Below are 22,126 nucleotides of genomic sequence, written 5' to 3' on the forward strand. Positions count from 1 at the left end.
ACCATCTTATGGACATCTACGTAAAAAAAGCCATCATTCATCAATTTAGCCCAGATGATACCGATATTTATCTGGCAGACAAATTCCTGAATATCACCCCCAAAATTGAGGAATACTTGCGCAAAAAGATTGAGCGGGTCTATTCCGATGAGGCGAAAACCGGCATTTTTGAGGAAGACAATCCATTCCTTGAGATGATAACGGATGATCTCCTAGAAACTTCAGTAGCCTTAGCCAATCGCTGGAAAGAAGAATTTGTCGTCTCTGAGAATCAAAAGACCAACGATTTGGTGTTTATCCAATTCTCAAAAGAAGGGGTGGATCATTTTGCCTTTCTTCGGATCGCCTTACGGGAAACCTTGACCCATCTTGGAGGAGAAGTAGATAACCCAATCAAGCTAACGCAAAACAATCTACCTGGCTTTGGAACGGGGGCCGATGAAGCCTTGGTCATCAATCTTCAAAGTCTCAAGTACCATTTGATTGAAAAACGAATCAAGTACAATGGGACTTTCTTGAACTATTTCTCTGAGAATCTCCTCCAGGAGCAACCCAAGATTTCACCTAAAAAATCGATCAAAGAAATCGAAAAAACGGCCCAACGGATTGCTGAGAACTTCCAACAAGATGATTTTCAGTTCCAATCCAAGGTCAAATCAGCAATTTTCAACCAACTGGAAGAAGAGAATGAATTGTCACCTGAAAAGTTAGCCAATGATTTGTTCGATAACAACTTAACAGCTCGACTCAGTTTTGTCGATCTGGTGAAAGAGACTATTCCAGATCCTGTTCGCTTCGATGAGATTGATGCCAGCCGCCAATTGAAGAAATTTGAAAACCAAAAACTCTCCCTTTCAAACGGAATTGAGCTTTTGGTCCCTAACCATGTTTACGAAGATGCTGAATCGGTAGAGTTCATTCAGAATGAAAATGGGACCTACTCGATCCTCATCAAGAATATAGAGGACATTCAGAATAAATAATGATGAAACGAATAATAAAAATTTTCTTTTGCCTCTTGCTCGTCTTTATCATATACAAGGGCTATCAGATACACCGGGATGTCAAACAGGTCATGACTTATCGTACCTTAGTGCGTGAAGTACTGGCTGAGGAAGATACTGGTACGAATGAAGATCTGATCCTTGCTATGATTTATACAGAGACCAAGGGTAAGGAAGATGATGTCATGCAGGCCAGTGAAAGTGCAACAGGCCAGACAAATTCTATCACCAATAACAAAGAAAGTATCCGCCAAGGAATTCAAACCCTCTCTGAGAATCTGCGAAAAGCAAAGGAGAAGGGAGTTGATCCTTGGACAGCTGTACAGGCTTATAATTTTGGACAAGATTACATTGAATATGTAGCAAAAAATGGCGGGAAAAATAGTCTTGAATTAGCCCGTAAATACTCAAAAGAAGTGGTTGCACCGAGTCTTGGAAATGTCACAGGGAAGACCTATCTTTATCTCCATCCTATTTCATTTTTACATGGCTCAGAGCTCTACGTTAATGGGGGAAATTATTATTATTCACGTCTCGTCGAAATGAATCAGTTCATCATGAAACTATTTTCCTGGTTCTAATACAGGCAGTCGCTCTAAACAAGGGAAGAATCCCTTGTTTTTTTATGGAGCAAACTGTCATCTGTTTTTAAAGAAGCTGTAAGCCAGTCTTAAGATAAAAAGGATAGACTAGAAGGGAGGCAAAGGGAAAAAACCTGCTTCCTTTTTATTGTCCGAAAGAGGTTTAGTATGATAGAAGTAGTTATGGAGAAGGTATGAAACTATTCAGGAAATTTATTGGAATCTTTATTGTTGGCTGGTTGGCACTCCTTGCAAGCTCTTCAACAGTTTTTGCAGACGCAACCATTCAGAAAGTCATTGATCAAAAATATAGCCAACCTGACTATGTCATTGGCTCATCATTGGATGAGTTTCAAGTCGAGCAAACCCTCAGTCTCTTGATGTATAACGAAGAAAAGGAGAAGGAATGGAAAACCATGAATCCTTCTGCTTATACAAGTTTTACTATTGATGAGAACGGAGATCGTTATTCCTCCGTTAAACTACAGAAACAAGCCAAGAAAGCGCCTATTAGCGTGCACATTGTCACTCCTCAAAATATAACAGAAGTAACAGCGGATATGCATCGAAATGCACTGACCACTCTTGGGCTAGAACATGCCGAAATCACGATTGCGTCTCCAACAGAAGCATCAGGCATGAGTGCCCTTGCAGCGGTCGCATACTCCCTTGAGCAAAATGGTAGCACCATATCTGATGAAAACAAAACACTTGCTCAGGAAGAATTATCCCTGCTTGCAACCATCTATAAAGAGAGTGCCCGTAAAAAAGGCTTCCATGAAGATAAGCTCAATGTCGCTGTCATCGATCTTAAAATCGCAGCTCTAACAGGAAGCAATCAAGACAAAAAGCTCGAGAAGAAAGATTTCCAAAAGCTGGTAAAAAAGATTCTGGAAACTTATCAATTAGAGGGTGCTATAACGGATGAACAAACCAAACAATTAGTTGATTTTGCTAGCAAGCTTTCTAATAGTCAGCTAAGCTCTGATAAATACCTTGTCAAGTCCTTCAAACCTCTAAAACAGGATATCATTGAGAAAGCAGGAGATAGCTTTAATACGATTGATACCAAGCTCAATACAGAAACACTACTGAAAGAAACCAACAAGCTTCCTTTGTACCTTATGATTGGACTGGGAGTCCTGATGCTCCTTGCAATCGGATTAATAGTTTTTCGTTTTCATACTAAACAAATCAAGAGGAAATAAACTATAAAAAACCAATGCTAGATGATTTCAGTTCAAATACGAAGTATTTTTAGAAACTTTCCTTAAGTGAGTGGGGAGGTTAGATGAAATCCAGGAAGTTCCATGACTAAGTTTTGAATCATACTGTTTCAAGCACTTTTCTCACTGAGAAAATTTCAAAATTGTTCGTATAATTTTAACAACAAGTAATCATCATTATTGATTCAAAGAGATTATTTTATGTAAGATAAGATTAGTGTGTATACAATAAAAAGCCATCGAATGATGGCTTTTTAATCTGTTACTTCGATTGAGAGATAAGGAATACCTAAGATTTTTCCGAAAATACCTAGAAAAGTCTTCCAAGCTGAGCCTTTAATGACAGCTGTTTGACCAGCTTTTACGATCACTTCCTTAGAACGTGTGAAGGCTCCTCTTTGATCTACGTAGACCTTAACCATATCAAGCCCTTCAGGAAGCGGAAGTGTAACGGTTTCATCTTTGCTTAAGTTGGCAACACATTCACCGTTAATATAAACGTTTACCTTCATTAATACACCTACAAGGCCAGTTTGACGCGAAACTGTAATTTCAGACATTTGATTCTCCTAACTTTATGAATTCCTTACTCAAAAGGAATAGATTTAAAACTATCATAACATAAGTACGAGCTTCATACAAGAACCTGTTTCATTCTATATTATTTAATATTAATCTAACACCCAAATAGAGTTCACAAGTTCCGTCTATATTTTCTTTGTTTTTTGAATTAGGAAATTTTGCTCCTTGATATAGACTGCCTGGAACTGGTCTAGAGGTAGAGGTTATTTTGATTATAAACGCTGTCTTACATATATAAAAAAACGCTGAAATCAATGATTTCAAGCGTTATTTTATCAAGTCATTTTATTCCCACTCAACAGTTGCAGGTGGTTTACTTGTGATATCGTAGACGATACGGTTAACGTGGTCAACTTCGTTTACGATACGTACTGAGATTTTTTGGAGGACTTCCCAAGGGATCTTGGCAAAATCAGCTGTCATTCCATCGATGGAAGTGATAGCACGGATGGCAATGGTATAGTCGTAAGTACGACCATCTCCCATAACACCTACGGAACGAACGCCAGTGTTAACAGTGAAGTATTGCCAAATGTCGCGGTCAAGACCAGCTTTAGCGATTTCTTCACGAAGGATAGCATCTGATTCACGGACTGTCTCAAGTTTTTCTTCAGTGATTTCACCCATGACACGGATAGCAAGTCCTGGTCCTGGGAATGGTTGGCGCCATACGATGTGGTCTGGCATACCAAGTTCTGTACCAAGGGCACGAACCTCATCCTTGTAAAGAGTGTTGAGTGGTTCGATAAGCTCAAACTGCATGTCTTCTGGAAGTCCACCCACGTTGTGGTGAGACTTGATGGTTTGAGCAGTATCTGTACCTGACTCGATGACGTCTGTATAAAGTGTACCTTGAGCAAGGAATTTCACATCTTTTAGCTTGCTTGCTTCATCATCAAAGACATAGACAAACTCGTTACCGATAATCTTCCGTTTTTGTTCAGGGTCAGATACACCAGCCAATTTATCAAGGAAACGTTTAGCAGCGTCTGCTTTAACGATGTTCAAACCAAACTTACCACCAAGCATATCCATCACTTGGTCAGCTTCCCCTTTACGAAGGAGACCGTGGTCTACAAAGATACAGATCAACTGATCACCGATGGCTTTTTGGAGAAGAACCCCAACTACAGAAGAATCAACACCACCTGAAAGTCCGAGGAGAACACGTTTGTCTCCAACTTTTTCACGGATTTGTTTGATTTGCATCTCGATGAAGTTATCCATGGTCCAGTCACCTTTGGCACCACAGATGTTCAAAGCGAAGTTACGAAGGATATCATAGCCATGAACTGAGTGACGAACCTCAGGGTGGAATTGGATACCATAGATTTTCTTATTTGGGTTTTCAATCGATGCATACGGACAGTCAGCAGAAGTACCTGTACGAACAAAGTCAGCAGGGATTTCTGTAACAGCATCCCCGTGGCTCATCAAGACCAATTGTTTGTCTGGTGTGCCTGCAAAGAGAGCAGAAGACTCCGTCAAGCTAAGCTCAGATTGACCATATTCACGGTTACCAGCATCGCCTGCAGGAACAACCTTCCCACCAAGCTTGTGAGTTAATAGCTGCATTCCATAACAGATCCCAAGAATTGGAATGCCAAGTTCAAAAATTTCAGGATCAATATCGAAAGACCCTTCTTCATACACTGAGTTTGGTCCGCCTGAAAGAACGATCCCAACTGGATTGATTTCACGCACTTCAGCTGCAGTAATCTTGTGACTCTTCAATTCTGAAAAGACACCAATCTCACGAATACGACGAGAGATGAGCTGATTGTACTGGCTACCGTAGTCAAGCACGATGATTTTTTCAACATCATGCAAATCAGTTGATAGGTTTGTCATCTTTTCCCCTTCTTCTAGAAAATTCTTTTCCTCTATTCTAACACAAAAGCCCCTTCATTACCAATCAAGACTGACTAGGATTGAAGATTTAACAAAATTGCGCTACAATAGGTTATAACACACAGAAAGAGTAGCAAGATGATTCCAGCTTACATACAAATTCATGATCAAATTAAAGCCGAAATTGACCAGAAAATCTGGAAAATCGGACAACGCCTCCCTAGTGAGCGGGACTTGGCTGAGAAGTTCCAAGTGAGTCGGATGACCCTCCGTCAAGCCATTACACTCTTGGTAGAAGAAGGAGTACTGGAGCGACGTATTGGTAGTGGTACCTTTGTCGCTAGCACGCGCGTCCAGGAAAAGATGCGGGGGACGACTAGTTTTACTGAAATCATGAAGGCCCAAGGAAAAATACCTTCTACACAGGTTATATCCTACAAACGCACTATTCCTAGCCTTCAAGAAGTAGATAAGCTTGGTATCGACAAGACTGAAACAATTGTTCGAATGGAACGGGTTCGTTATGCGGATGGTGTACCAGTCGTTTATGAAGTTACCTCCATCCCTGAGAAATTTATCAAAAACTTCAAAAAAGAAGAAGTGACCAGTCATTTCTTCCAAACCTTAGAAAAGCACGGCTATCGAATCGGGAAATCTCAACAAACCATTTACGCACGCTTGGCCAAAGAAAAAATTGCTGAATATCTGGAAATCCCCAAAGGACAGGCCATCCTTGCTTTGACCCAGGTTTCTTATTTTGATAATGGTATTGCTTTTGAGTATGTAAAAAGCCAATATGTTGGAGAACGGTTTGAATTTTACTTAGAAAATAATTGATTTACATAAATTATATTATGTAAATTCTATAAGAAGTTTTTATGTCTCAAATTAAAATTGATGCTGTTGCAGCACCTCTCAGTGGACACCTTTATCCTGTCCTCTTGCTTTTAGCCCCATTATTGAATGACCTTAACTATGAGATTAGGATTTTTACAGGGCCTCAAAAGCTAAAAGTAGCAGAAGTTATTGGCTTTACTGTTGCTCCTATTATGGAAAACCAGATGGTGCAGGGATTTTCTTACAATGCATCAAAAATGAGATTCCAGCTTTAATCCTCCGGCATGACTATGACCAATATGATTACGCTATTCGCGGAGTAGAAGCAGGAGTAGCTTTGCAAGCTCCCAAGGACAAGAGTCAAAAGATCGCTCAAGCCTTTGAGCAATTACTTGCAAGAAAAGACTGATCCCAACTCAAAGAGCTCCAAAAGAGAGCCTAGACCTATGATGCCACCAGCATCTTAAAGAAAGAAATTCGTCGCTTAGTTAAAAAGGAGACACCATGAAAGTACTTGTAACAGGAGCAACAGGTTTTCTAGGAAAATATGTGGTAAAAGAGCTAGTAGCAGAGGGCTACTTTGTCCGCGCTTTCGGTCGGAATGAAGCAGTAGGACAAAGCTTGGTTTCAGACCAGGTGGAATTCTTTAAAGGAGATCTAAGTTCCAAGCAAGCAGTAGAAGAGGCCTGCAAGGGCGTTGAAATGGTCGTTCATGCTGGAGCTTTATCCACTATTTGGGGGCCTTGGGAGAGTTTTTACCAAGCTAATGTCCTTGGTACCCAGCATGTTCTAGAAGCTTGTCGAACTAATAAAATAAAACGCTTGGTCTATGTTTCTTCACCAAGTATTTACGCCGCTCCAAAAGACCAAATCGGCATCAAGGAAGAAGATGCTCCAGCTAAAAATCATTTAAACAACTACATCAAAAGTAAGCTCTTATCAGAGAAGCTCTTTCCTGCTTACCCGGATGTTCCAAGCATCATCCTCCGTCCACGTGGGCTCTTTGGCGTTGGGGATACCAGCATCCTTCCTCGTGTTCTCAAGCTAAGCCAAAAAATTGGAATCCCCTTAATCAAGGAAGGCAAGCAATTGATGGACATGACCTGTGTTGAAAATGTTGCCTTGGCCATCGCTTTGGCTCTGAAAGCAGATCGGGCAGAAGGCCAGGTTTACAACATTACCAACGGCGAGCCGACTCCCTTTAAGGAACTGATCGAAGAAGCCTTGCAGGGCTTGGGACTTCCTATTCGTTATAAAAAGCTACCGGCCTTTCTTCTAGGTGGCTTAGCTTCGAGCTTAGAAGTTCTTTATCGGGTCTTACCTCTAAAGGGAGAGCCTCCATTGACTCGCTATACCTACTACCTATTGCGTTATAGCCAGACTCTTGATATTTCAAAAGCAAGAGAAGAGTTGGGCTATGAGCCACGCCTCAGCATCAAGGAGGGAATTGCCCGGTATGTCCAAGATTATCGAAAGCATTAAGTACTTCCCTGCTGGCTATTGTACTAGCAATCTGGCCTTGCTCTTTAAGGGACAGAAAAGGAAGAAAATGGTCTTTCCAGCCGGCGTCTATCTCCTCAAACACCGAGAACATGGTTATATTCTCTACGATACTGGCTATCATTATGAGATCAAAAGCAAACTCCGTTATCTTTATTACCGCCTTGGCACTCCTATGCAGATGAAGAAGGAAGACCAGATTGATTGTTTGCTTCAAGCGACTGGGATTTCACCAGAAGACATTTCTTATGTCATCCTCTCCCATTTTCACCCAGATCATCTAGGAGGAGCGGCTTGCTTCAAAAATGCGCGCTTCTTGGTCACCGAGAGAGCGTATCAAGTTTATCAAAAGCCCAGCTTCAAGGATTTAATTTTTAAAGAGTTTATGCCGGATCATTTTGAAGAATCCGTCAAAATTATGCAACCTCAAGCAACCAACCCTCTTTTTCCTTATACGGCAACAGAGGATATCTTTAAAGACGGTAGTATTCTTCTTAGTTCTCATGATGGACATGCTAAGGGACAGGGTTGCCTATTCCTTCCAGAGTATCAATTGTTTATCGGAGCTGATCTCTGCTGGGGGATTGACCTCCTTCCCTTGACGGAGCAGATGCGCTGGATTCCTAGTCAAGTTCAGGATAATGTTGAGGCCTATTTAGAAAACGTTAATTTCTTGCGGTCCTTGTTAAATCAAGGGATCGATGTTCTTGTCAGCCATGATCCAATAAATCGGGTAGAAAGGATACTAGATGAAAAAATGGACCTTTCTTAAAACCTTTTGTCAGACTCGTTGGGGCCACCGCTTTAAGAACCGAGAGGAACTCGAGCGCTACCAAGAGAAAGAGCTGCAAAAGTACCAGGCCTTCTTACTCCAACATTCGCCCTATTTCGCTCAAGGCCTTCCAAAGGACTTCCGCTATATGGACAAGACCTTTATGATGGAGCATTTCAATGAGTTAAACACCCAAGGAATCGACCGGGACCAGGCTCTTGAAATGGCCATTCGCGGGGAGCAGTCTCGTGATTTTACAGAGATGCAAGGAGAAGTGGCAGTGGGGCTTTCTTCTGGGACCTCCGGCCACCGAGGCATTTTTATCACAACAGAGACGGAACGTAGTATGTGGGCAGCAGCTATTCTTGCTAAAATGCTTCCAAAAGGGAAGCTCTTTGGCCACCGCATTGCCTTTTTCCTCCGTGCTGATAACGAGCTCTATCAAACCATCAATTCTCCCTTGATTCGCTTAGAATATTTTGATATTTTCAAAGATAGCCAAGAGCATATAGAACGTTTAAATAACTACCAGCCGACTATCCTTGTTGCTCCAGCCTCTACCTTATTGGATTTAACCAAATATTTAGAGAATCAGGCCCTACAGATTCAACCACAAAAGGTTGTTTCCGTAGCTGAAATCTTAGAGGATCGGGACCGGGACCTCATCCGCCGGGCATTTCACTTGACTAAGGTCGATCAGGTCTATCAAGCGACAGAAGGTTTCTTAGCTTGTACCTGTTCTGAGGGGAACTTGCACCTCAACGAGGATATTCTATCAGTTGAAAAAGACTATTTGGATGACCACCGCTTTTATCCTATCATTACAGATTTTAAACGTAGTAGCCAGCCGATTTTCCGCTACCGGCTCAATGATATTCTGGTAGAGGATCCTGAGCCCTGCCATTGTGGTTCTGTCTTTACAAGGATTGCTAAAATTGAGGGCCGGTCGGACGACATCTTTTATTTCAAGAAAGCCGATGGGGAGCTACAGATGGTTTATCCAGACTTCATTCGACGTTGTATCCTCTTTGTCGAAGGGATTCAAGACTATCAAGTGACTCAAACCGAAGATGGACAAGTCCAGGTTGCCCTCAGCAAACGTTCACCTGATATAGAAGAGGCTATCCTCAACCAATTTCAAGTCTTAGCAGATCAAAAGGGCTTTATCATGCCCGCTCTTACCTTTATTGACTACCGATGGGACACGACACGCAAACTCAAGCGCGTACAACGTCTTCACAAATAGGAGGAAGCATTATGACAAGTGTACAAAGACATGTTCGTATTAAAGGATATGGAACAGCCTTACCCAAGCATCAAGTTACCTTTAAGGACCAGACACGTTACCGAGTAAAAGAAGATGAAGAATCTCAGATCGACTTAGCTGCTCGTGCTATTGAACAGGCTCTAGAGCAGGCAGGATTGACCATGACAGATATTGACTGCCTAGTTTCAGCCAGCGCCGTAGGGGTTCAGCCGATTCCATGTACAGCAGCTCTAATCCATGAACGGGTTGCCAAGAACTTGACCATTCCCGCTATGGATATCAATACCACTTGTACCAGCTTTATTTCAGCCCTCAGTACCATTTCTTATCTGATCGAAGGTGGCGAGTACAAGCGTGTCCTCATTGTTTCAAGTGAAGTAGGAAGTCTCGGTCTCAATCCAAAACAGAAAGAAAGCTATGAATTGTTTAGTGATGGGGCAGCTGCCTTTATCTTTGAAAGTACCACAGAAGATCTGGGAGTGATGGCAAGCCTTCAACGGACCTGGTCAAAGGGAGCCCATGATACAGAGATTCGTGGTGGTTTAACCGCCTACCACCCAAAACATTATAGTGAATCAACCAAAACCGATTTCATGTTTGACATGAAGGGTAAGAAGATTTTGCTTCTATCTGCGCGTGTTATTCCTGACATGTTCCAAGAATTTCAAGACAAGGTCGGCCTATCGCTTGCTGATGTAGACTATATCATTCCTCACCAAGCCAGTCGTGCCCTTCCTTTGGTTATGGAAAAATTAGGGGTACCAGACCATAAGTATCTTAACATTGTTAGCGATTACGGAAACATGGTTTCAGTAGCTGTACCTTTTGGCCTAGCTTACGCCCTGGAACATGGCCTTGTCAAAGAAGGAGATACCATCTTCTTAATGGGAACTGCAGCGGGTATGACGGTCAATATGTTGGCTCTGAAAATCTAATTCTTTGCTTAGATAAAAAATAGTGTATACTCCTAAAAACTCAGGCAAAAAGCATGAAGTCCCGCTAGTCTTTGGCGGGCTTTTTTGATATAATGAAAGGTATGGAAATTGAGAAAACCAACCGAATGAATGCGCTCTTTGAGTTTTATGCAGCGCTCTTGACGGACAAGCAAATGAACTATATCGAGCTTTATTACGCAGATGACTACAGCTTAGCTGAGATTGCGGAAGAGTTCGGGGTCAGTCGTCAGGCGGTTTATGATAATATTAAGCGGACAGAGAAGATTCTAGAGGATTATGAGATGAAGTTGCATATGTACTCTGACTACATTGTACGCAGCCAGATTTTTGATCAGATTTTAGAACGCTATCCGGAAGATACTTTTCTACAAGAGCAGGTTGAAATTTTATCCAGCATTGACAATCGGGAGTGATTATGGGCAGTCTCGTCATTTATCAAGGAATACCTTGCAAACTATTAGTCGCAGAGGAAGTATTTCCTACTCGACTACAGATTATCTCGCCCAATGATATCTCCAATGCTATGCAAATAGGTTTTAGCTGTTGGGGATATCCAAATGAAATCATGAAAGAAGTCACACCCGAAGAACTAGAATGTTTGCAACATTTCGGACGATTTCCACTGAATTGAAAAAATAGGAGAAAAAAATGGCATTTGAAAGCTTAACTGAACGTTTACAGAACGTCTTTAAAAATCTTCGTAAGAAAGGGAAAATCTCTGAAGCGGATGTCCAAGAGGCGACTAAAGAGATTCGTCTTGCCCTCTTAGAGGCCGACGTTGCCCTTCCAGTTGTAAAAGACTTCATCAAACGCGTCCGCGAGCGGGCCGTAGGTCATGAGGTCATTGAAACTTTGAACCCCGCCCAACAAATCGTGAAGATTGTTGATGAAGAATTGACAGCCATTTTGGGTTCTGAGACAGCAGACATTATCAAATCTCCAAAGATTCCAACCATTATCATGATGGTCGGTCTTCAAGGGGCTGGTAAAACAACCTTTGCGGGGAAATTGGCCAACAAATTGGTCAAGGAAGAAAATGCGCGTCCTTTGATGATTGCGGCCGATATTTATCGTCCAGCAGCCATTGACCAGTTGAAGACGCTTGGTCAGCAGATCAATGTCCCTGTCTTTTCACTTGGTACAGAAGTCCCTGCAGTGGAGATCGTTCGCCAAGGTTTGGAACAGGCAAGAGCCAACCACAATGACTATGTCTTGATTGATACAGCCGGTCGTCTGCAAATTGATGAAAAACTCATGGCTGAGTTGCGTGATGTCAAAGCCCTTGCTGAGCCGAATGAAATCCTCTTGGTTGTCGATGCCATGATTGGTCAAGAAGCGGCCAATGTGGCGCGTGAGTTCAATGAACAACTCGAAGTGACCGGGGTGATCTTGACCAAGATTGATGGGGATACCCGTGGTGGTGCAGCCCTTTCTGTCCGTCAGATTACTGGGAAGCCAATCAAATTCACTGGTACTGGTGAAAAAATCACTGATATCGAAACCTTCCACCCAGACCGCATGTCTGGTCGGATCCTCGGTATGGGGGATATGCTGACGCTGATCGAGAAGGCTTCTCAAGAATACGATGAGAAACGTTCCCTTGAACTCGCTGAGAAGATGCGGGAAAATACCTTCGATTTCAACGATTTCATTGATCAATTAGACCAAGTACAAAATATGGGACCAATGGAAGATCTGCTCAAGATGCTTCCAGGAATGGCCAACAATCCAGCCATGAAGAACCTCAAGGTCGATGAACGAGAAATTGCTCGCAAACGTGCGATCGTATCATCCATGACACCAGCTGAACGGGAAAATCCAGATTTGTTAAATCCAAGCCGTCGTCGTCGGATTGCTGCTGGTTCAGGAAATAGCTTTGTCGAAGTCAATAAATTCATCAAGGACTTTAACCAAGCCAAGCAGATGATGCAAGGTGTCCTCTCTGGCGATATGAACAAGATGATGAAACAAATGGGGCTCAATCCAAATAATATGCCGAAGAATATGCCTGGTGGAATGCCTGATATGTCTGCCCTCGAAGGCATGATGGGACAAGGTGGCATGCCTGACTTGTCAGCTCTTGGCGGAGGCGCTGGAATGCCTGATATGAGCCAAATGTTCGGTGGTGGTCTCAAAGGAAAAGCCGGTGAATTTATGATGAAACGGGCGATGAATAAGATGGCCAAACAAATGCGAAAAAATAAGAAAAAACGGAAATAATCGTTTCTAAGAGGGCCTGGAACACTGTTCCGGGTTCTTTTAGAAACTACTACTAGAGGATCATGTTAAAAAAACTATTTCAACAAGTCATTCGTTTCTTTGCAAGATTGTTTTCTTCGCACAGCAAGCCCTTTGAATTTCCTAAAGGGTCAAAGAAACCACCGATCAGACCAATCATCTTTGTACCTGGAAGTTCAGCTAGTATCCAGCGATTCAACGGAACCATCCGCATGCTCCATCGCTTTTCTAGAAAAAAACAGAGTCTTTTAAAAATAAAAGTCAATAAAGATCATTCTATAGAAATGGAGGGAAGACTGAATACGAAAGAGCCGAATCCGATGATTGTGATTGGCTTCGAGAACAATCGAGATGGCTACAGCAATATCAAGCAGCAAATCGAATCCCTTAAGATCGCTTTAACCTATCTTCTTGATCACTATTATTTTACAGAGTTCAAGGCAGTCGGGCACTCCAATGGTGGACTAGTTTTGACTGGCTTATTGGAAAGTGGCTTTTTAGAAAAGAAAAAGCTGACCGTGAGCAAGCTGGTTATTATTGGTAGTCCTTACCAATTCAATCAAGAAATGTATGACGATTTTCAAAAATGGAAGCATCGATTAGATAAAGAAGTAGAGGTCCTTAACTTTGTCGGTAGCTTTGCTGGGAAATCAGACGGGATCGTCCCTCTTTCTAGTGCTAAAGCAGCACATTCTATTTTTGAGAAACAAGCCTATACAGAAGTGAATTTAAAAGGACGCAAGGCTCATCATTCAGCTTTACCCACTAATCCAGATCTAGTGAAACAGTTAAGTCTATTTTTGAATCTATAATTAAATTACATAATTTCAGTTATGTAATTTTTATTTGTCTCTTGCAATCCTTAAGTAAATATGGTACATTTTTGGTAGCGATTACATATTCCTAAGGAGGGTTTTATGAAAGATCCTAAATTACTAGAATTAATGAAAGATTATAGGGGGCGTGATGAAGTGCCCGCAGACTTTGATACCTTTTGGGATCAAGCCCTAGCAAAGATTACTGAACTGCCTAAATACAAGCTTGAAGAACGAGATTTCAGCATTCCAAATGTTGTTTGTTATGAATTAACCTTTAAAGGGACACGAGATGGTCTTGTTTATGCGCGAGTTGTTTTTCCAAAAACAGATCAACAGATTCCAGTTATTTTCCATTTTCATGGTTATATGGGCCGTTGTTGGGATTGGACAGACATGCTGGCTTATACAGTAGCTGGCTATGGAGTTGTGTCTATGGACGTAAGAGGTCAATCAGGCTATTCAACAGACGGAGATCGATCACCACTTGGAAATACTGTAAAAGGACAGATTATCCGCGGAGCTGTGGAAGGTCCAGATGAGCTATTTTATAAGGATGTCTACTTAGATCTTTACCAGTTAATAGAAATTGTAGCTAGCTTTCCTCAAGTTGACAACAGCAAACTCGCCAGCTATGGAGCCTCTCAAGGTGGTGCCTTGGCCCTGGTTGCTGCCGGATTGAATCCAAGAATTCAACGAACGGTAGCCATTTATCCATTCTTATCAGACTTCAGACGTGTATTAGAGCTTGGAAACACCAGTGAAGCCTATGACGAGCTTTTCCGTTATTTCAAATTCCATGATTCATTCCATGAAACGGAAGACCAAATCATGGAGAACTTAGCCTATATTGATGTGAAAAATTTTGCCCATCGCATTAAAGGACAGGTTCACATGATTACAGGATTAGATGATGATGTCTGTTATCCTGTGACACAGTTTGCCATTTATAATCGATTAGAAGGTCAAAATGAGCATTTAATCATGCCAGAATATGCACATGAAGCTATGAATGTTCAAGTCAATGATCGTGTGTACAATTGGCTCTGTGGTAGCAAGATTGGTTTTCGATATGTAGAAAAATAAGTTAGAGAAAAAAACAATCAGTAGATCCATGAGATTTACTGATTGTTTTGTTAAAAAAGCTATACAGTAAAACTAAAACAGTCCTATAGATCCCCTATAACATCTTTCCGAAAAACTATAATTTTCTTGAAAAATATATCTGGCTATGCTATACTACTAGTATAGAAAGATTTGGAGAAAAACATGAAACGCGAGATCTTATTAGAACGTATCGATAAACTCAAACAAGTCATGCCTTGGTACGTCTTAGAATATTACCAATCAAAACTGGCCGTTCCATACAGTTTTACAACTTTGTACGAATACTTAAAGGAATACGATCGATTTTTTACCTGGGTTTTGGAATCTGGTATATCGGATGCTGATACCATGGCCGAGATCCCTTTAGACGTTCTGGAGCACATGACCAAGAAAGACATGGAATCCTTTATTCTTTACTTACGTGAACGCCCTCTGCTCAATGCCAATACAACGAAAAACGGGGTTTCCCAAACGACTATTAACCGTACCCTTTCTGCATTATCTAGTCTCTATAAGTATTTGACTGAGGAAGTTGAAAATGAGCAAGGAGAACCTTATTTCTACCGCAACGTCATGAAGAAGGTTGCTACCAAGAAAAAGAAAGAAACCTTGGCTGCTCGAGCTGAAAATATCAAGCAGAAGCTCTTTTTAGGTGAGGAAACAGAAGGTTTTCTTAACTATATCGACCAGGAGTACCCTCAAACACTCTCAAATCGCGCCTTATCCTCTTTTAATAAGAATAAAGAGCGAGATTTAGCCATTATCGCACTCCTTCTTGCCTCTGGTGTCCGTCTCTCTGAAGCCGTTAACCTAGACCTTCGTGACCTCAATCTTAAGATGATGGTCATTGACGTCACTCGAAAAGGTGGAAAACGAGACTCAGTCAATGTTGCTGCCTTTGCTAAGCCTTATCTAGAACAATATCTCGCGATTCGAGACAAGCGTTACAAGGCAGAAAAGACTGATACAGCTCTCTTTCTGACCTTGTATCGAGGTGTTCCAAACCGGATCGATGCTTCTAGCGTTGAAAAGATGGTCGCCAAGTATTCAGAAGACTTCAAAGTCCGCGTGACACCCCACAAGCTTCGCCATACATTAGCAACTCGTCTCTATGATGCTACCAAATCACAGGTCTTGGTCAGCCACCAGCTAGGACATGCTAGCACCCAAGTTACAGACTTATATACGCATATCGTTAATGATGAGCAGAAAAATGCCTTGGATAGTTTATAAAATTACATAACGTAAATTATGTAATTTATTAGTTTTAAAAAGAGCGATAGATTTTTTGAATGTCTACCGCTCTTTTATACTTTCTATAAAAATTCGATCCAATAATTACGGTGTGGTTCAATAATGACTGGTTTTCCCCAGAATGATTTTAGATAGGCCAAGTTTGCAGGGGTGACAGGTCTTTTTTCACCATTGAACTTCTCTGCACTCTCTTTCGTTAGAAAGCATTTAACAGCTTCATATGGTGTACCATCGCTCGCTGTTCGATCAATTCCTAAATAAGCAATTTCATCACCGGCTTTTGGAAAATCTGTAAATAGTTTACCAATAAAATAAACCGTCTTATCTTTCATTAATTCATAAGCCTTACTATTTTCCAGTCTGTTATTCGCTGCAGCGTACATAATACAAAAACTGTCCACAATATCTTTCAAAGGCATTAATTCTTCTTTGCTGACTATAATTTCGTCGGGAGCAAGTCCACCAAGGATTAAATTTTTATAATGAGGTTGCTGGATGATATTATCTAAAGCCATTCCTAATGGTAGTTGGACAGCTTGATAGCCTAATGGTTCGAGCTCTTGCTTTTTCTGGTCAAGGTGTCCTTGTGTAATACTGACATTCAAATCATAAGGATTGGAAGGTTGTTGTTTGCTAAAAAAAGCCACTACTATACGATCTAACTGTTCAAATAGACCAAGATTTTCCACTGGAATTTTCATCATCGAATATAATCCCCTTTTGTGTTCAGATTTCTTCTATATTGTACACTCATGGTATTTAAATATCAAGTTTAAGATAAAAGATATCCATGTTAAATGGATATCTTTTACTTTATTCCACCACTGCTTCAGCAATTTCTTCTGCAGTGATACCTGCAAAGTAACGACCTAGGTTAATGGTTTGAAGGGCATTGAGGACGTCTTCACGTTCGTATTTAACGCCACGAAGAACATCTTCTACTGCTGCAACATCTTCGATACCAAAGAAGTCACCATAAATCTTGATATCTTGAATTTTTGATTCAATGACATTAGCGAAGATTTCCACCTTACCACTTGGGAATTTTGTGCCACGACGGACATTGTATTCAGGAGACTTTCCATAGTTCCAATCCCAGGTACCGAACTTGGTTTCCTTGATCCGATTAATTTCAGCCAATTCTTCATCCGAGAAGACGTATTCTGTCATCTCAGGGTATTCTTTCTTCATGTAGTCCAAAAGCAAGTCACGGAACTCTTCAACCGTGATTTTTTCTGGCAACTCATCGATGATATTGGTCACACGAGCACGGACTGATTTAACCCCTTTGGACTCAAACTTGTCTTTAGATACCTTGAGAGCATTTGCAAGGACTGACAAATCAACGTCAAAAAGAAGGCAACCATGGTGCATGATCCGACCATTGATGTAAGCTTGGGCATTTCCACAGAATTTCTTGCCATCAATCTCTAAGTCGTTACGACCTGTAAATTCAGCCTTAACTCCAAGTTGAGCCAAGGTGTTGATCACGGGAGTTGAGAAGCTCTTGAAATCAAAGGCCTTGTTTTCATCTTCTTTTGAAATGATGGTGTAGTTGAGGTTGTTCAAATCGTGATAAACAGCCCCACCACCACTGATTCGGCGAACCACTTCAATCCCATGCTCCCGAACGTAGTCACGGTTGATTTCTTCGATAGTATTTTGGTGGCGACCAACAATGATAGAAGGTTTGTTAATCCAAAGAAGGAAGATTTGATCTTCATCCAAGAGGTGCTTAAAAGCATACTCTTCTAAAGCAATATTAAAAGCAGTATCATTTGAATAATTAATAATGTATTTCATAGTAATTCCAAAAATTCGTTTTATAAATCCTACTCATAGTAAGATAAGCATTAGACAGAAATAGTTGAATTTCACTTGAATATTCTGAAGTAGTAAAAAGAAATGTAACGATAACTCGTTACATTTCTCGGAAAAATTGAGACAGGTAGCTCAATTTTTAGGCATGGAACTCTAAGAGAGGTCGCTGCCGTCCGTACTACTTTAAGAAAATTTAGTTGAAAGAATAGTATTATTTCTTCTTAGGTGAGTGAACAGCCAAGCCAAGTACATCTGCAAAAGCCTCGTACATCACTTCTGAGAAGGTTGGGTGGCCATGAATGGTCTTGAGCATTTCTTCCACAGTGATTTCCATCTCAATGATTGTTGAAGCTTCGTTGATCAATTCAGCTGCTGCTGGACCAATGATGTGAACCCCAAGAACTTCACCGTATTTCTTGTCTGCAATGACTTTAACGAATCCTTGAGCTGCATCTGATGCAATGGCACGACCGTTCGCCGCAAAGTTAAATTTACCGATTTGAACATCGTATTTTTCACGAGCTTGTTCTTCTGTCAAACCAACAGCGGCAACTTCTGGAAGTGTGTAGATAGCTGCAGGCGTCAAGTTCAATTTGGCAACAGCATGATTTCCCTTAAGAGCATTTTCAGCCGCAACTTCTCCCATTCTGAAGGCAGCGTGAGCCAACATCTTAGTACCGTTGATATCACCTGGCGCATAGATACCTGGAACAGACGTTTCCATGTATTCATTAACCTTGACCCGTCCACGATCCAATTCAAACTCAACTTCACCGATTCCTTCAAGATCTGGAACACGACCGATTGAAAGAAGAGCTTTGTTTGCGATAATATCATCTTTTCCTTCAACCTTGATACGGAGTTTGCCATCTTCTTCAATGATTTCTTGCAATTTCGTATCCGTCAAGATGGTCATACCCTTGCGTTCAAGGATCAAGCGAAGGTTCTTAGATACTTCCGCATCCATAGCTGGAACAATGCGGTCCATCATTTCGATGACTGTTACTTTTGAACCAAAAGTCATGAAGGCTTGACCAAGTTCGATACCGACAACCCCGCCACCGATGATCACGAGGCTTTCTGGAACTTCGTTCATTTCAAGGATATCATCACTGGTCATGACAAGGGATGATTCCATACCTGGAACGTTAATCTTGCTGACTTTGGAACCACCAGCAAGGATGATTTTCTTCGTTTCAAGCAATTCAGAACCATTAACCAAGACATTCTTATCTTTCGTAATGGTACCGATACCCTTGTGAACATCCACACCGTAGCTGCGAAGAAGACCCGCAACACCACCAACAAGGGTATTAACAACTTTAGATTTAGTTTCTAAAAGTTTATCCATATCTACTGAGAAACTTGGATTTTCAATGATAATACCACGGTTGGCTGCATGTCCGATATTTTCAATAATTTCAGCGTTGTGGAGGTAAGTCTTAGTCGGGATACATCCGCGGTTCAAGCACGTTCCACCAAGTTCAGATTTCTCAACAAGAGCAACCTTACCACCTAGTTGAGCTGCTTTAATAGCAGATACGTAACCAGCAGGACCACCACCAATCACTACGATATCATAAGCATCATCGCTCTTATTGTCATCGTTTGAAGCACTTGCTGCAGCTGGTGCTGGACTCGCTTCTGGTGCTGCTGCTCCAGCGGTTGGGATGTTTTCCCCTTCTTCACCAAGGTAACCGATTACTTCTGTTACAGGAACCGTTTCTCCGTCCCCTTTCAAGATAGCAATTAAGTACCCATCTTCTTCTGCTTCCAATTCCATGCTGACTTTGTCTGTCATAATTTCAAGGAGAACTTCTCCTTCTTTTACAAATTCGCCGACTTTCTTATTCCACTGAACGATTTGTCCTTCGGTCATATCTACGCCGGCTTTTGGCATAATTACTTCTAAGGCCATTTTATTTCCCTCTTTTTCTTGTTTCAATTCTCTCGTTGATTAGACCAACATTGAAATCGGGTCTTCAATCAAGGCTTTCAAGTCTTTCATGAATTTGGCACCAGCCATTCCATCGACAACGCGGTGGTCAATGGTCAAGCCCAAGCTCATGATTGGACGAATGACAATTTCACCATTCACAACCACTGGTTTTTCAACCGTTGCACTAACTCCAAGGATGGCAGAGTTTGGTTGGTTGATAATCGGTCCAAATGATTGAACGCCAAACATCCCCAAGTTACTGATAGTAAAGGTTGAGTTTTGCAATTCACTTGGAGCAAGCTTACCATCCAAGGTACGTCCGATAACATCCTTGAAGGCTACGACCAACTCTGACAAGGTCATCTTTTCAGCATTGTAGACAACTGGAGTCATCAATCCATTGTCCATCCCAACTGCCATCGCTAAGTTGACATAATTGTGAGTGATGATGGTTTTGCCATCTTCTGTCAATGACGCATTGATGTATGGGTGTTTCATCAAGGTCTTAACCACTGCTAGAGAAAGCAAATCTGTTACAGTCACTTTCTTACCAGTTGCTTCCATGATTGGATCCAATACCTTCTTACGAAGAGCCAACATTTGAGACATATCGACGTCGTAGTTCAATGTAAAGGTTGGTGCTGTTAAGTAAGATTCCACCATCCGTTGAGCAATCACCTTACGCATTGGTGTCATCGGAATCCGCTCGATCTCACCATAAGGTGTCACATTATCAGGAACTTCTTCGACTTTCTTAATTTGAGCAGGTGACTTAATGGTCTCATTCTCAATATTCTCAGGAAGGAAAGCAAGGACGTCCTTCTTCATAATCTTACCACGATGACCAGTTCCTTGGATTTCTTGCCAAGCAATATTGTGTTCTAAAGCAATTCGTTTTGCAAGTGGTGAAATGCGAACCACATTTGTGTCTTTATATGTTTCCACGTCTTCTTTGTGGACACGACCGTTTGCGCCTGAACCAGAAACATCATAGAGGTTGATCCCAAGATCATCCGCTAATTTTCTAGCCGCAGGAGTCGCTCTTAGCTTATCATCAGCCATGACCTCTCCTATTCTATTATAAGATATCAAGGACGTAGAGGACAAAGAAAAAATAGGAGATTGACGCTGTGTTCGATGAACACAAGGAAATCTATCTTTTTTTCACAGTCCTCCGTCCGGATTCAACTCTACAAGCAACTTGGATACATGCGTATCTCAAGTTGCTACGGTTGCCGCTATCAGGCGGACAACCTAGTAGACTTACTAATTCGTTCGTCGAATATCATCGATTCGACTCTCTCATGTCGCATTTTTCAGATAAAAAACGAGAGAGAAAAACGAATTTCATTCACATAAAATAATTTATGTTATATGCTATTCTTTATTATACGTTTTACGAATGGCATCTTTGATGCTTTCAACTGTTGGAATCATTGCATTTTCAAGGTTTTGTGCGTAAGGCATTGGCACATCTTCACCCGCACAACGACGGATGGGTGCATCCAAGTAATCAAATGCTTCTGATTCAGAAATGATAGCTGAAATTTCACCGATATAGCCACTTGTTTTATGGGCATCATTGACAAGGACTACTTTTCCTGTCTTCTTGACAGAATTAATGATGATCTCTTTATCGAGTGGGACCAAGGTCCGTGGGTCTACTACTTCTACTGAGATGTCTTCTTCTGCCAATTCTTCAGCTGCTTGCATCACGCGACGAAGCATTTTCCCGTAGCTTACGACAGTGACGTCAGTTCCTTCGCGTTTGATTTCTCCGACACCAAGTGGAATCGTGTAGTCTGGATCAACTGGCACTTCCCCTTTTTGGTTGAATTCTGATTTGTATTCAAGAATGATAACAGGGTTGTTATCACGGATAGATGACTTAAGCAGTCCCTTCATATCCGCTGGCGTACCAGGAGCAACAACTTTCAAACCAGGAATATGAGTAAACCATGATTCCAAGGATTGGGAGTGTTGAGCTGCAGATCCAACTCCATTACCAGCAGCACAGCGAACGGTCATCGGCACTTGACCTTTTCCACCAAACATGTAGCGAGTTTTAGCAGCTTGGTTGACAATAGCATCCATGGCAATTACTGAGAAATCCATGAAGGTCATATCTACGATTGGGCGAAGTCCGGTCATGGCTGCACCTGCTGCTGCACCTGAAATCGCAGCCTCAGAAATCGGACAGTCACGGACACGTTCTGGACCGAATTCCTCAAGCATTCCTACTGAAGTTCCGAAGTCTCCACCGAACACTCCGACATCTTCCCCCATCAACAATACGTTTTCGTCGCGACGCATTTCCTCAGACATAGCAAGGATAATGGTATCGCGGAAAGACATTAATTTAGTTTCCATAATTCT

The 22,126-nt window shown here is 41.5% G+C and carries 22 protein-coding genes; 15 read left to right on the forward strand and 7 right to left on the reverse strand.

The genetic code is table 11. From position 1 onward, the window contains the following. Nucleotides 1–8: 8 nt before the first annotated feature. The 3 genes from EAI95_RS02135 (at nucleotide 9) to EAI95_RS02145 (ending at nucleotide 2,793) form a co-directional block, all read left to right on the forward strand. Nucleotides 9–983 (forward strand): nucleoid-associated protein, encoded by a 975-nt coding sequence (locus EAI95_RS02135; protein ID WP_129822054.1) that lies wholly within the window; start codon nucleotides 9–11, stop codon nucleotides 981–983. Beyond that, nucleotides 983–1,585 (forward strand): lysozyme family protein, encoded by a 603-nt coding sequence (locus EAI95_RS02140; protein ID WP_129822055.1) that lies wholly within the window; start codon nucleotides 983–985, stop codon nucleotides 1,583–1,585. Before EAI95_RS02135 ends, EAI95_RS02140 begins: the two co-directional genes overlap by 1 nt. Before the next feature lie 194 nt (nucleotides 1,586–1,779). Beyond that, entirely contained in the window at nucleotides 1,780–2,793 is a 1,014-nt protein-coding gene (locus EAI95_RS02145) for a DUF1002 domain-containing protein (RefSeq protein WP_129822056.1), read from the forward strand. Nucleotides 2,794–3,065: 272 nt separating this feature from the next. Here EAI95_RS02145 and EAI95_RS02150 read toward each other — a convergent pair whose 3' ends face one another. After that, nucleotides 3,066–3,371, reverse strand: a complete 306-nt coding sequence (locus EAI95_RS02150) for a hypothetical protein (RefSeq protein WP_023023261.1) — start codon at nucleotides 3,369–3,371, stop codon at nucleotides 3,066–3,068. Nucleotides 3,372–3,678: 307 nt separating this feature from the next. Then, nucleotides 3,679–5,244 (reverse strand): glutamine-hydrolyzing GMP synthase, encoded by a 1,566-nt coding sequence (gene guaA / locus EAI95_RS02155; RefSeq protein WP_129822057.1) that lies wholly within the window; start codon nucleotides 5,242–5,244, stop codon nucleotides 3,679–3,681. Between the two features lie 138 nt (nucleotides 5,245–5,382). On the opposite strand from guaA, the gene EAI95_RS02160 reads away from it, so the two are divergent. The 12 genes from EAI95_RS02160 (at nucleotide 5,383) to xerS (ending at nucleotide 15,969) form a co-directional block, all read left to right on the forward strand. Next, the gene (locus EAI95_RS02160; RefSeq protein WP_129822058.1) at nucleotides 5,383–6,081 is read left to right on the forward strand and encodes a GntR family transcriptional regulator; all 699 of its coding nucleotides are present in this window, start codon (nucleotides 5,383–5,385) and stop codon (nucleotides 6,079–6,081) included. 41 nt (nucleotides 6,082–6,122) lie between these two features. Then, nucleotides 6,123–6,356, forward strand: coding sequence for a hypothetical protein (locus tag EAI95_RS10030; RefSeq protein ID WP_238662883.1), 234 nt, complete (start codon nucleotides 6,123–6,125; stop codon nucleotides 6,354–6,356). A gap of 229 nt (nucleotides 6,357–6,585) precedes the next feature. After that, a complete protein-coding gene (locus EAI95_RS02170) occupies nucleotides 6,586–7,563 on the forward strand; it encodes an NAD(P)-dependent oxidoreductase (protein WP_129822059.1) in 978 nt (325 codons plus the stop codon). Continuing rightward, nucleotides 7,538–8,353, forward strand: coding sequence for an MBL fold metallo-hydrolase (locus tag EAI95_RS02175; protein WP_129822060.1), 816 nt, complete (start codon nucleotides 7,538–7,540; stop codon nucleotides 8,351–8,353). The genes EAI95_RS02170 and EAI95_RS02175 overlap by 26 nt, the downstream gene beginning before the upstream one ends. After that, nucleotides 8,331–9,599 carry a F390 synthetase-related protein gene (locus EAI95_RS02180; RefSeq protein ID WP_129822061.1) on the forward strand — a complete coding sequence of 423 codons (1,269 nt, stop codon included), beginning with the start codon at nucleotides 8,331–8,333 and terminating at the stop codon, nucleotides 9,597–9,599. Before EAI95_RS02175 ends, EAI95_RS02180 begins: the two co-directional genes overlap by 23 nt. An 11-nt stretch (nucleotides 9,600–9,610) precedes the next feature. After that, the gene (locus tag EAI95_RS02185; RefSeq protein WP_129822062.1) at nucleotides 9,611–10,555 is read left to right on the forward strand and encodes a 3-oxoacyl-[acyl-carrier-protein] synthase III C-terminal domain-containing protein; all 945 of its coding nucleotides are present in this window, start codon (nucleotides 9,611–9,613) and stop codon (nucleotides 10,553–10,555) included. A gap of 101 nt (nucleotides 10,556–10,656) precedes the next feature. Further along, nucleotides 10,657–10,989: a putative DNA-binding protein gene (locus EAI95_RS02190; protein WP_003001435.1), complete on the forward strand. Its 333-nt coding sequence runs from the start codon at nucleotides 10,657–10,659 to the stop codon at nucleotides 10,987–10,989. 2 nt (nucleotides 10,990–10,991) lie between these two features. After that, a complete protein-coding gene (locus EAI95_RS10035; RefSeq protein ID WP_129822063.1) occupies nucleotides 10,992–11,207 on the forward strand; it encodes a 2-oxoglutarate:acceptor oxidoreductase in 216 nt (71 codons plus the stop codon). A gap of 17 nt (nucleotides 11,208–11,224) precedes the next feature. Continuing rightward, nucleotides 11,225–12,796: a signal recognition particle protein gene (ffh, locus tag EAI95_RS02200; protein ID WP_129822064.1), complete on the forward strand. Its 1,572-nt coding sequence runs from the start codon at nucleotides 11,225–11,227 to the stop codon at nucleotides 12,794–12,796. 62 nt (nucleotides 12,797–12,858) lie between these two features. After that, nucleotides 12,859–13,626, forward strand: coding sequence for an alpha/beta hydrolase (locus tag EAI95_RS02205; RefSeq protein ID WP_129822065.1), 768 nt, complete (start codon nucleotides 12,859–12,861; stop codon nucleotides 13,624–13,626). 105 nt (nucleotides 13,627–13,731) lie between these two features. After that, nucleotides 13,732–14,715, forward strand: coding sequence for an acetylxylan esterase (locus EAI95_RS02210; protein ID WP_129822066.1), 984 nt, complete (start codon nucleotides 13,732–13,734; stop codon nucleotides 14,713–14,715). 183 nt (nucleotides 14,716–14,898) lie between these two features. Beyond that, nucleotides 14,899–15,969 (forward strand): tyrosine recombinase XerS, encoded by a 1,071-nt coding sequence (xerS, locus tag EAI95_RS02215; RefSeq protein WP_129822067.1) that lies wholly within the window; start codon nucleotides 14,899–14,901, stop codon nucleotides 15,967–15,969. An 83-nt stretch (nucleotides 15,970–16,052) separates the two neighbouring features. On the opposite strand, the gene EAI95_RS02220 is transcribed toward xerS, so the two are convergent. From EAI95_RS02220 to EAI95_RS02240, 5 genes are all read right to left on the reverse strand, one after another. Beyond that, nucleotides 16,053–16,694 (reverse strand): hypothetical protein, encoded by a 642-nt coding sequence (locus tag EAI95_RS02220; protein WP_129822068.1) that lies wholly within the window; start codon nucleotides 16,692–16,694, stop codon nucleotides 16,053–16,055. A gap of 109 nt (nucleotides 16,695–16,803) precedes the next feature. Further along, on the reverse strand, nucleotides 16,804–17,793 hold the full coding sequence (locus EAI95_RS02225) for a lipoate--protein ligase (RefSeq protein WP_118095165.1): 990 nt from the start codon (nucleotides 17,791–17,793) through the stop codon (nucleotides 16,804–16,806). A 229-nt stretch (nucleotides 17,794–18,022) separates the two neighbouring features. After that, nucleotides 18,023–19,729 carry a dihydrolipoyl dehydrogenase gene (gene lpdA, locus EAI95_RS02230; RefSeq protein WP_129822069.1) on the reverse strand — a complete coding sequence of 569 codons (1,707 nt, stop codon included), beginning with the start codon at nucleotides 19,727–19,729 and terminating at the stop codon, nucleotides 18,023–18,025. Between the two features lie 39 nt (nucleotides 19,730–19,768). After that, the gene (locus EAI95_RS02235) at nucleotides 19,769–20,812 is read right to left on the reverse strand and encodes a dihydrolipoamide acetyltransferase (protein ID WP_129822070.1); all 1,044 of its coding nucleotides are present in this window, start codon (nucleotides 20,810–20,812) and stop codon (nucleotides 19,769–19,771) included. Between the two features lie 315 nt (nucleotides 20,813–21,127). Continuing rightward, nucleotides 21,128–22,120, reverse strand: coding sequence for an alpha-ketoacid dehydrogenase subunit beta (locus tag EAI95_RS02240; protein ID WP_129822071.1), 993 nt, complete (start codon nucleotides 22,118–22,120; stop codon nucleotides 21,128–21,130). Nucleotides 22,121–22,126 lie beyond the last annotated feature (6 nt).

Origin of the sequence: Streptococcus sp. bf_0095, assembly GCF_004166885.1 — a bacterium.
Taxonomy (GTDB): domain Bacteria; phylum Bacillota; class Bacilli; order Lactobacillales; family Streptococcaceae; genus Streptococcus.

Coding starts and splice junctions, on each gene's coding strand:
- EAI95_RS02235 (WP_129822070.1), bottom strand. CDS start 20,812: ATGGCTGATGATAAGCTAAGAGCGACTCCTGCGGCTAGAAAATTAGCG.
- xerS (WP_129822067.1), top strand. CDS start 14,899: ATGAAACGCGAGATCTTATTAGAACGTATCGATAAACTCAAACAAGTC.
- EAI95_RS10035 (WP_129822063.1), top strand. CDS start 10,992: ATGGGCAGTCTCGTCATTTATCAAGGAATACCTTGCAAACTATTAGTC.
- EAI95_RS02220 (WP_129822068.1), bottom strand. CDS start 16,694: ATGATGAAAATTCCAGTGGAAAATCTTGGTCTATTTGAACAGTTAGAT.
- ffh (WP_129822064.1), top strand. CDS start 11,225: ATGGCATTTGAAAGCTTAACTGAACGTTTACAGAACGTCTTTAAAAAT.
- EAI95_RS02185 (WP_129822062.1), top strand. CDS start 9,611: ATGACAAGTGTACAAAGACATGTTCGTATTAAAGGATATGGAACAGCC.
- EAI95_RS02240 (WP_129822071.1), bottom strand. CDS start 22,120: ATGGAAACTAAATTAATGTCTTTCCGCGATACCATTATCCTTGCTATG.
- EAI95_RS02210 (WP_129822066.1), top strand. CDS start 13,732: ATGAAAGATCCTAAATTACTAGAATTAATGAAAGATTATAGGGGGCGT.
- EAI95_RS02175 (WP_129822060.1), top strand. CDS start 7,538: ATGTCCAAGATTATCGAAAGCATTAAGTACTTCCCTGCTGGCTATTGT.
- lpdA (WP_129822069.1), bottom strand. CDS start 19,729: ATGGCCTTAGAAGTAATTATGCCAAAAGCCGGCGTAGATATGACCGAA.
- EAI95_RS02135 (WP_129822054.1), top strand. CDS start 9: ATGGACATCTACGTAAAAAAAGCCATCATTCATCAATTTAGCCCAGAT.
- EAI95_RS10030 (WP_238662883.1), top strand. CDS start 6,123: ATGTCTCAAATTAAAATTGATGCTGTTGCAGCACCTCTCAGTGGACAC.
- EAI95_RS02150 (WP_023023261.1), bottom strand. CDS start 3,371: ATGTCTGAAATTACAGTTTCGCGTCAAACTGGCCTTGTAGGTGTATTA.
- guaA (WP_129822057.1), bottom strand. CDS start 5,244: ATGACAAACCTATCAACTGATTTGCATGATGTTGAAAAAATCATCGTG.
- EAI95_RS02180 (WP_129822061.1), top strand. CDS start 8,331: ATGAAAAAATGGACCTTTCTTAAAACCTTTTGTCAGACTCGTTGGGGC.
- EAI95_RS02190 (WP_003001435.1), top strand. CDS start 10,657: ATGGAAATTGAGAAAACCAACCGAATGAATGCGCTCTTTGAGTTTTAT.
- EAI95_RS02140 (WP_129822055.1), top strand. CDS start 983: ATGATGAAACGAATAATAAAAATTTTCTTTTGCCTCTTGCTCGTCTTT.
- EAI95_RS02145 (WP_129822056.1), top strand. CDS start 1,780: ATGAAACTATTCAGGAAATTTATTGGAATCTTTATTGTTGGCTGGTTG.
- EAI95_RS02225 (WP_118095165.1), bottom strand. CDS start 17,793: ATGAAATACATTATTAATTATTCAAATGATACTGCTTTTAATATTGCT.
- EAI95_RS02170 (WP_129822059.1), top strand. CDS start 6,586: ATGAAAGTACTTGTAACAGGAGCAACAGGTTTTCTAGGAAAATATGTG.
- EAI95_RS02205 (WP_129822065.1), top strand. CDS start 12,859: ATGTTAAAAAAACTATTTCAACAAGTCATTCGTTTCTTTGCAAGATTG.
- EAI95_RS02160 (WP_129822058.1), top strand. CDS start 5,383: ATGATTCCAGCTTACATACAAATTCATGATCAAATTAAAGCCGAAATT.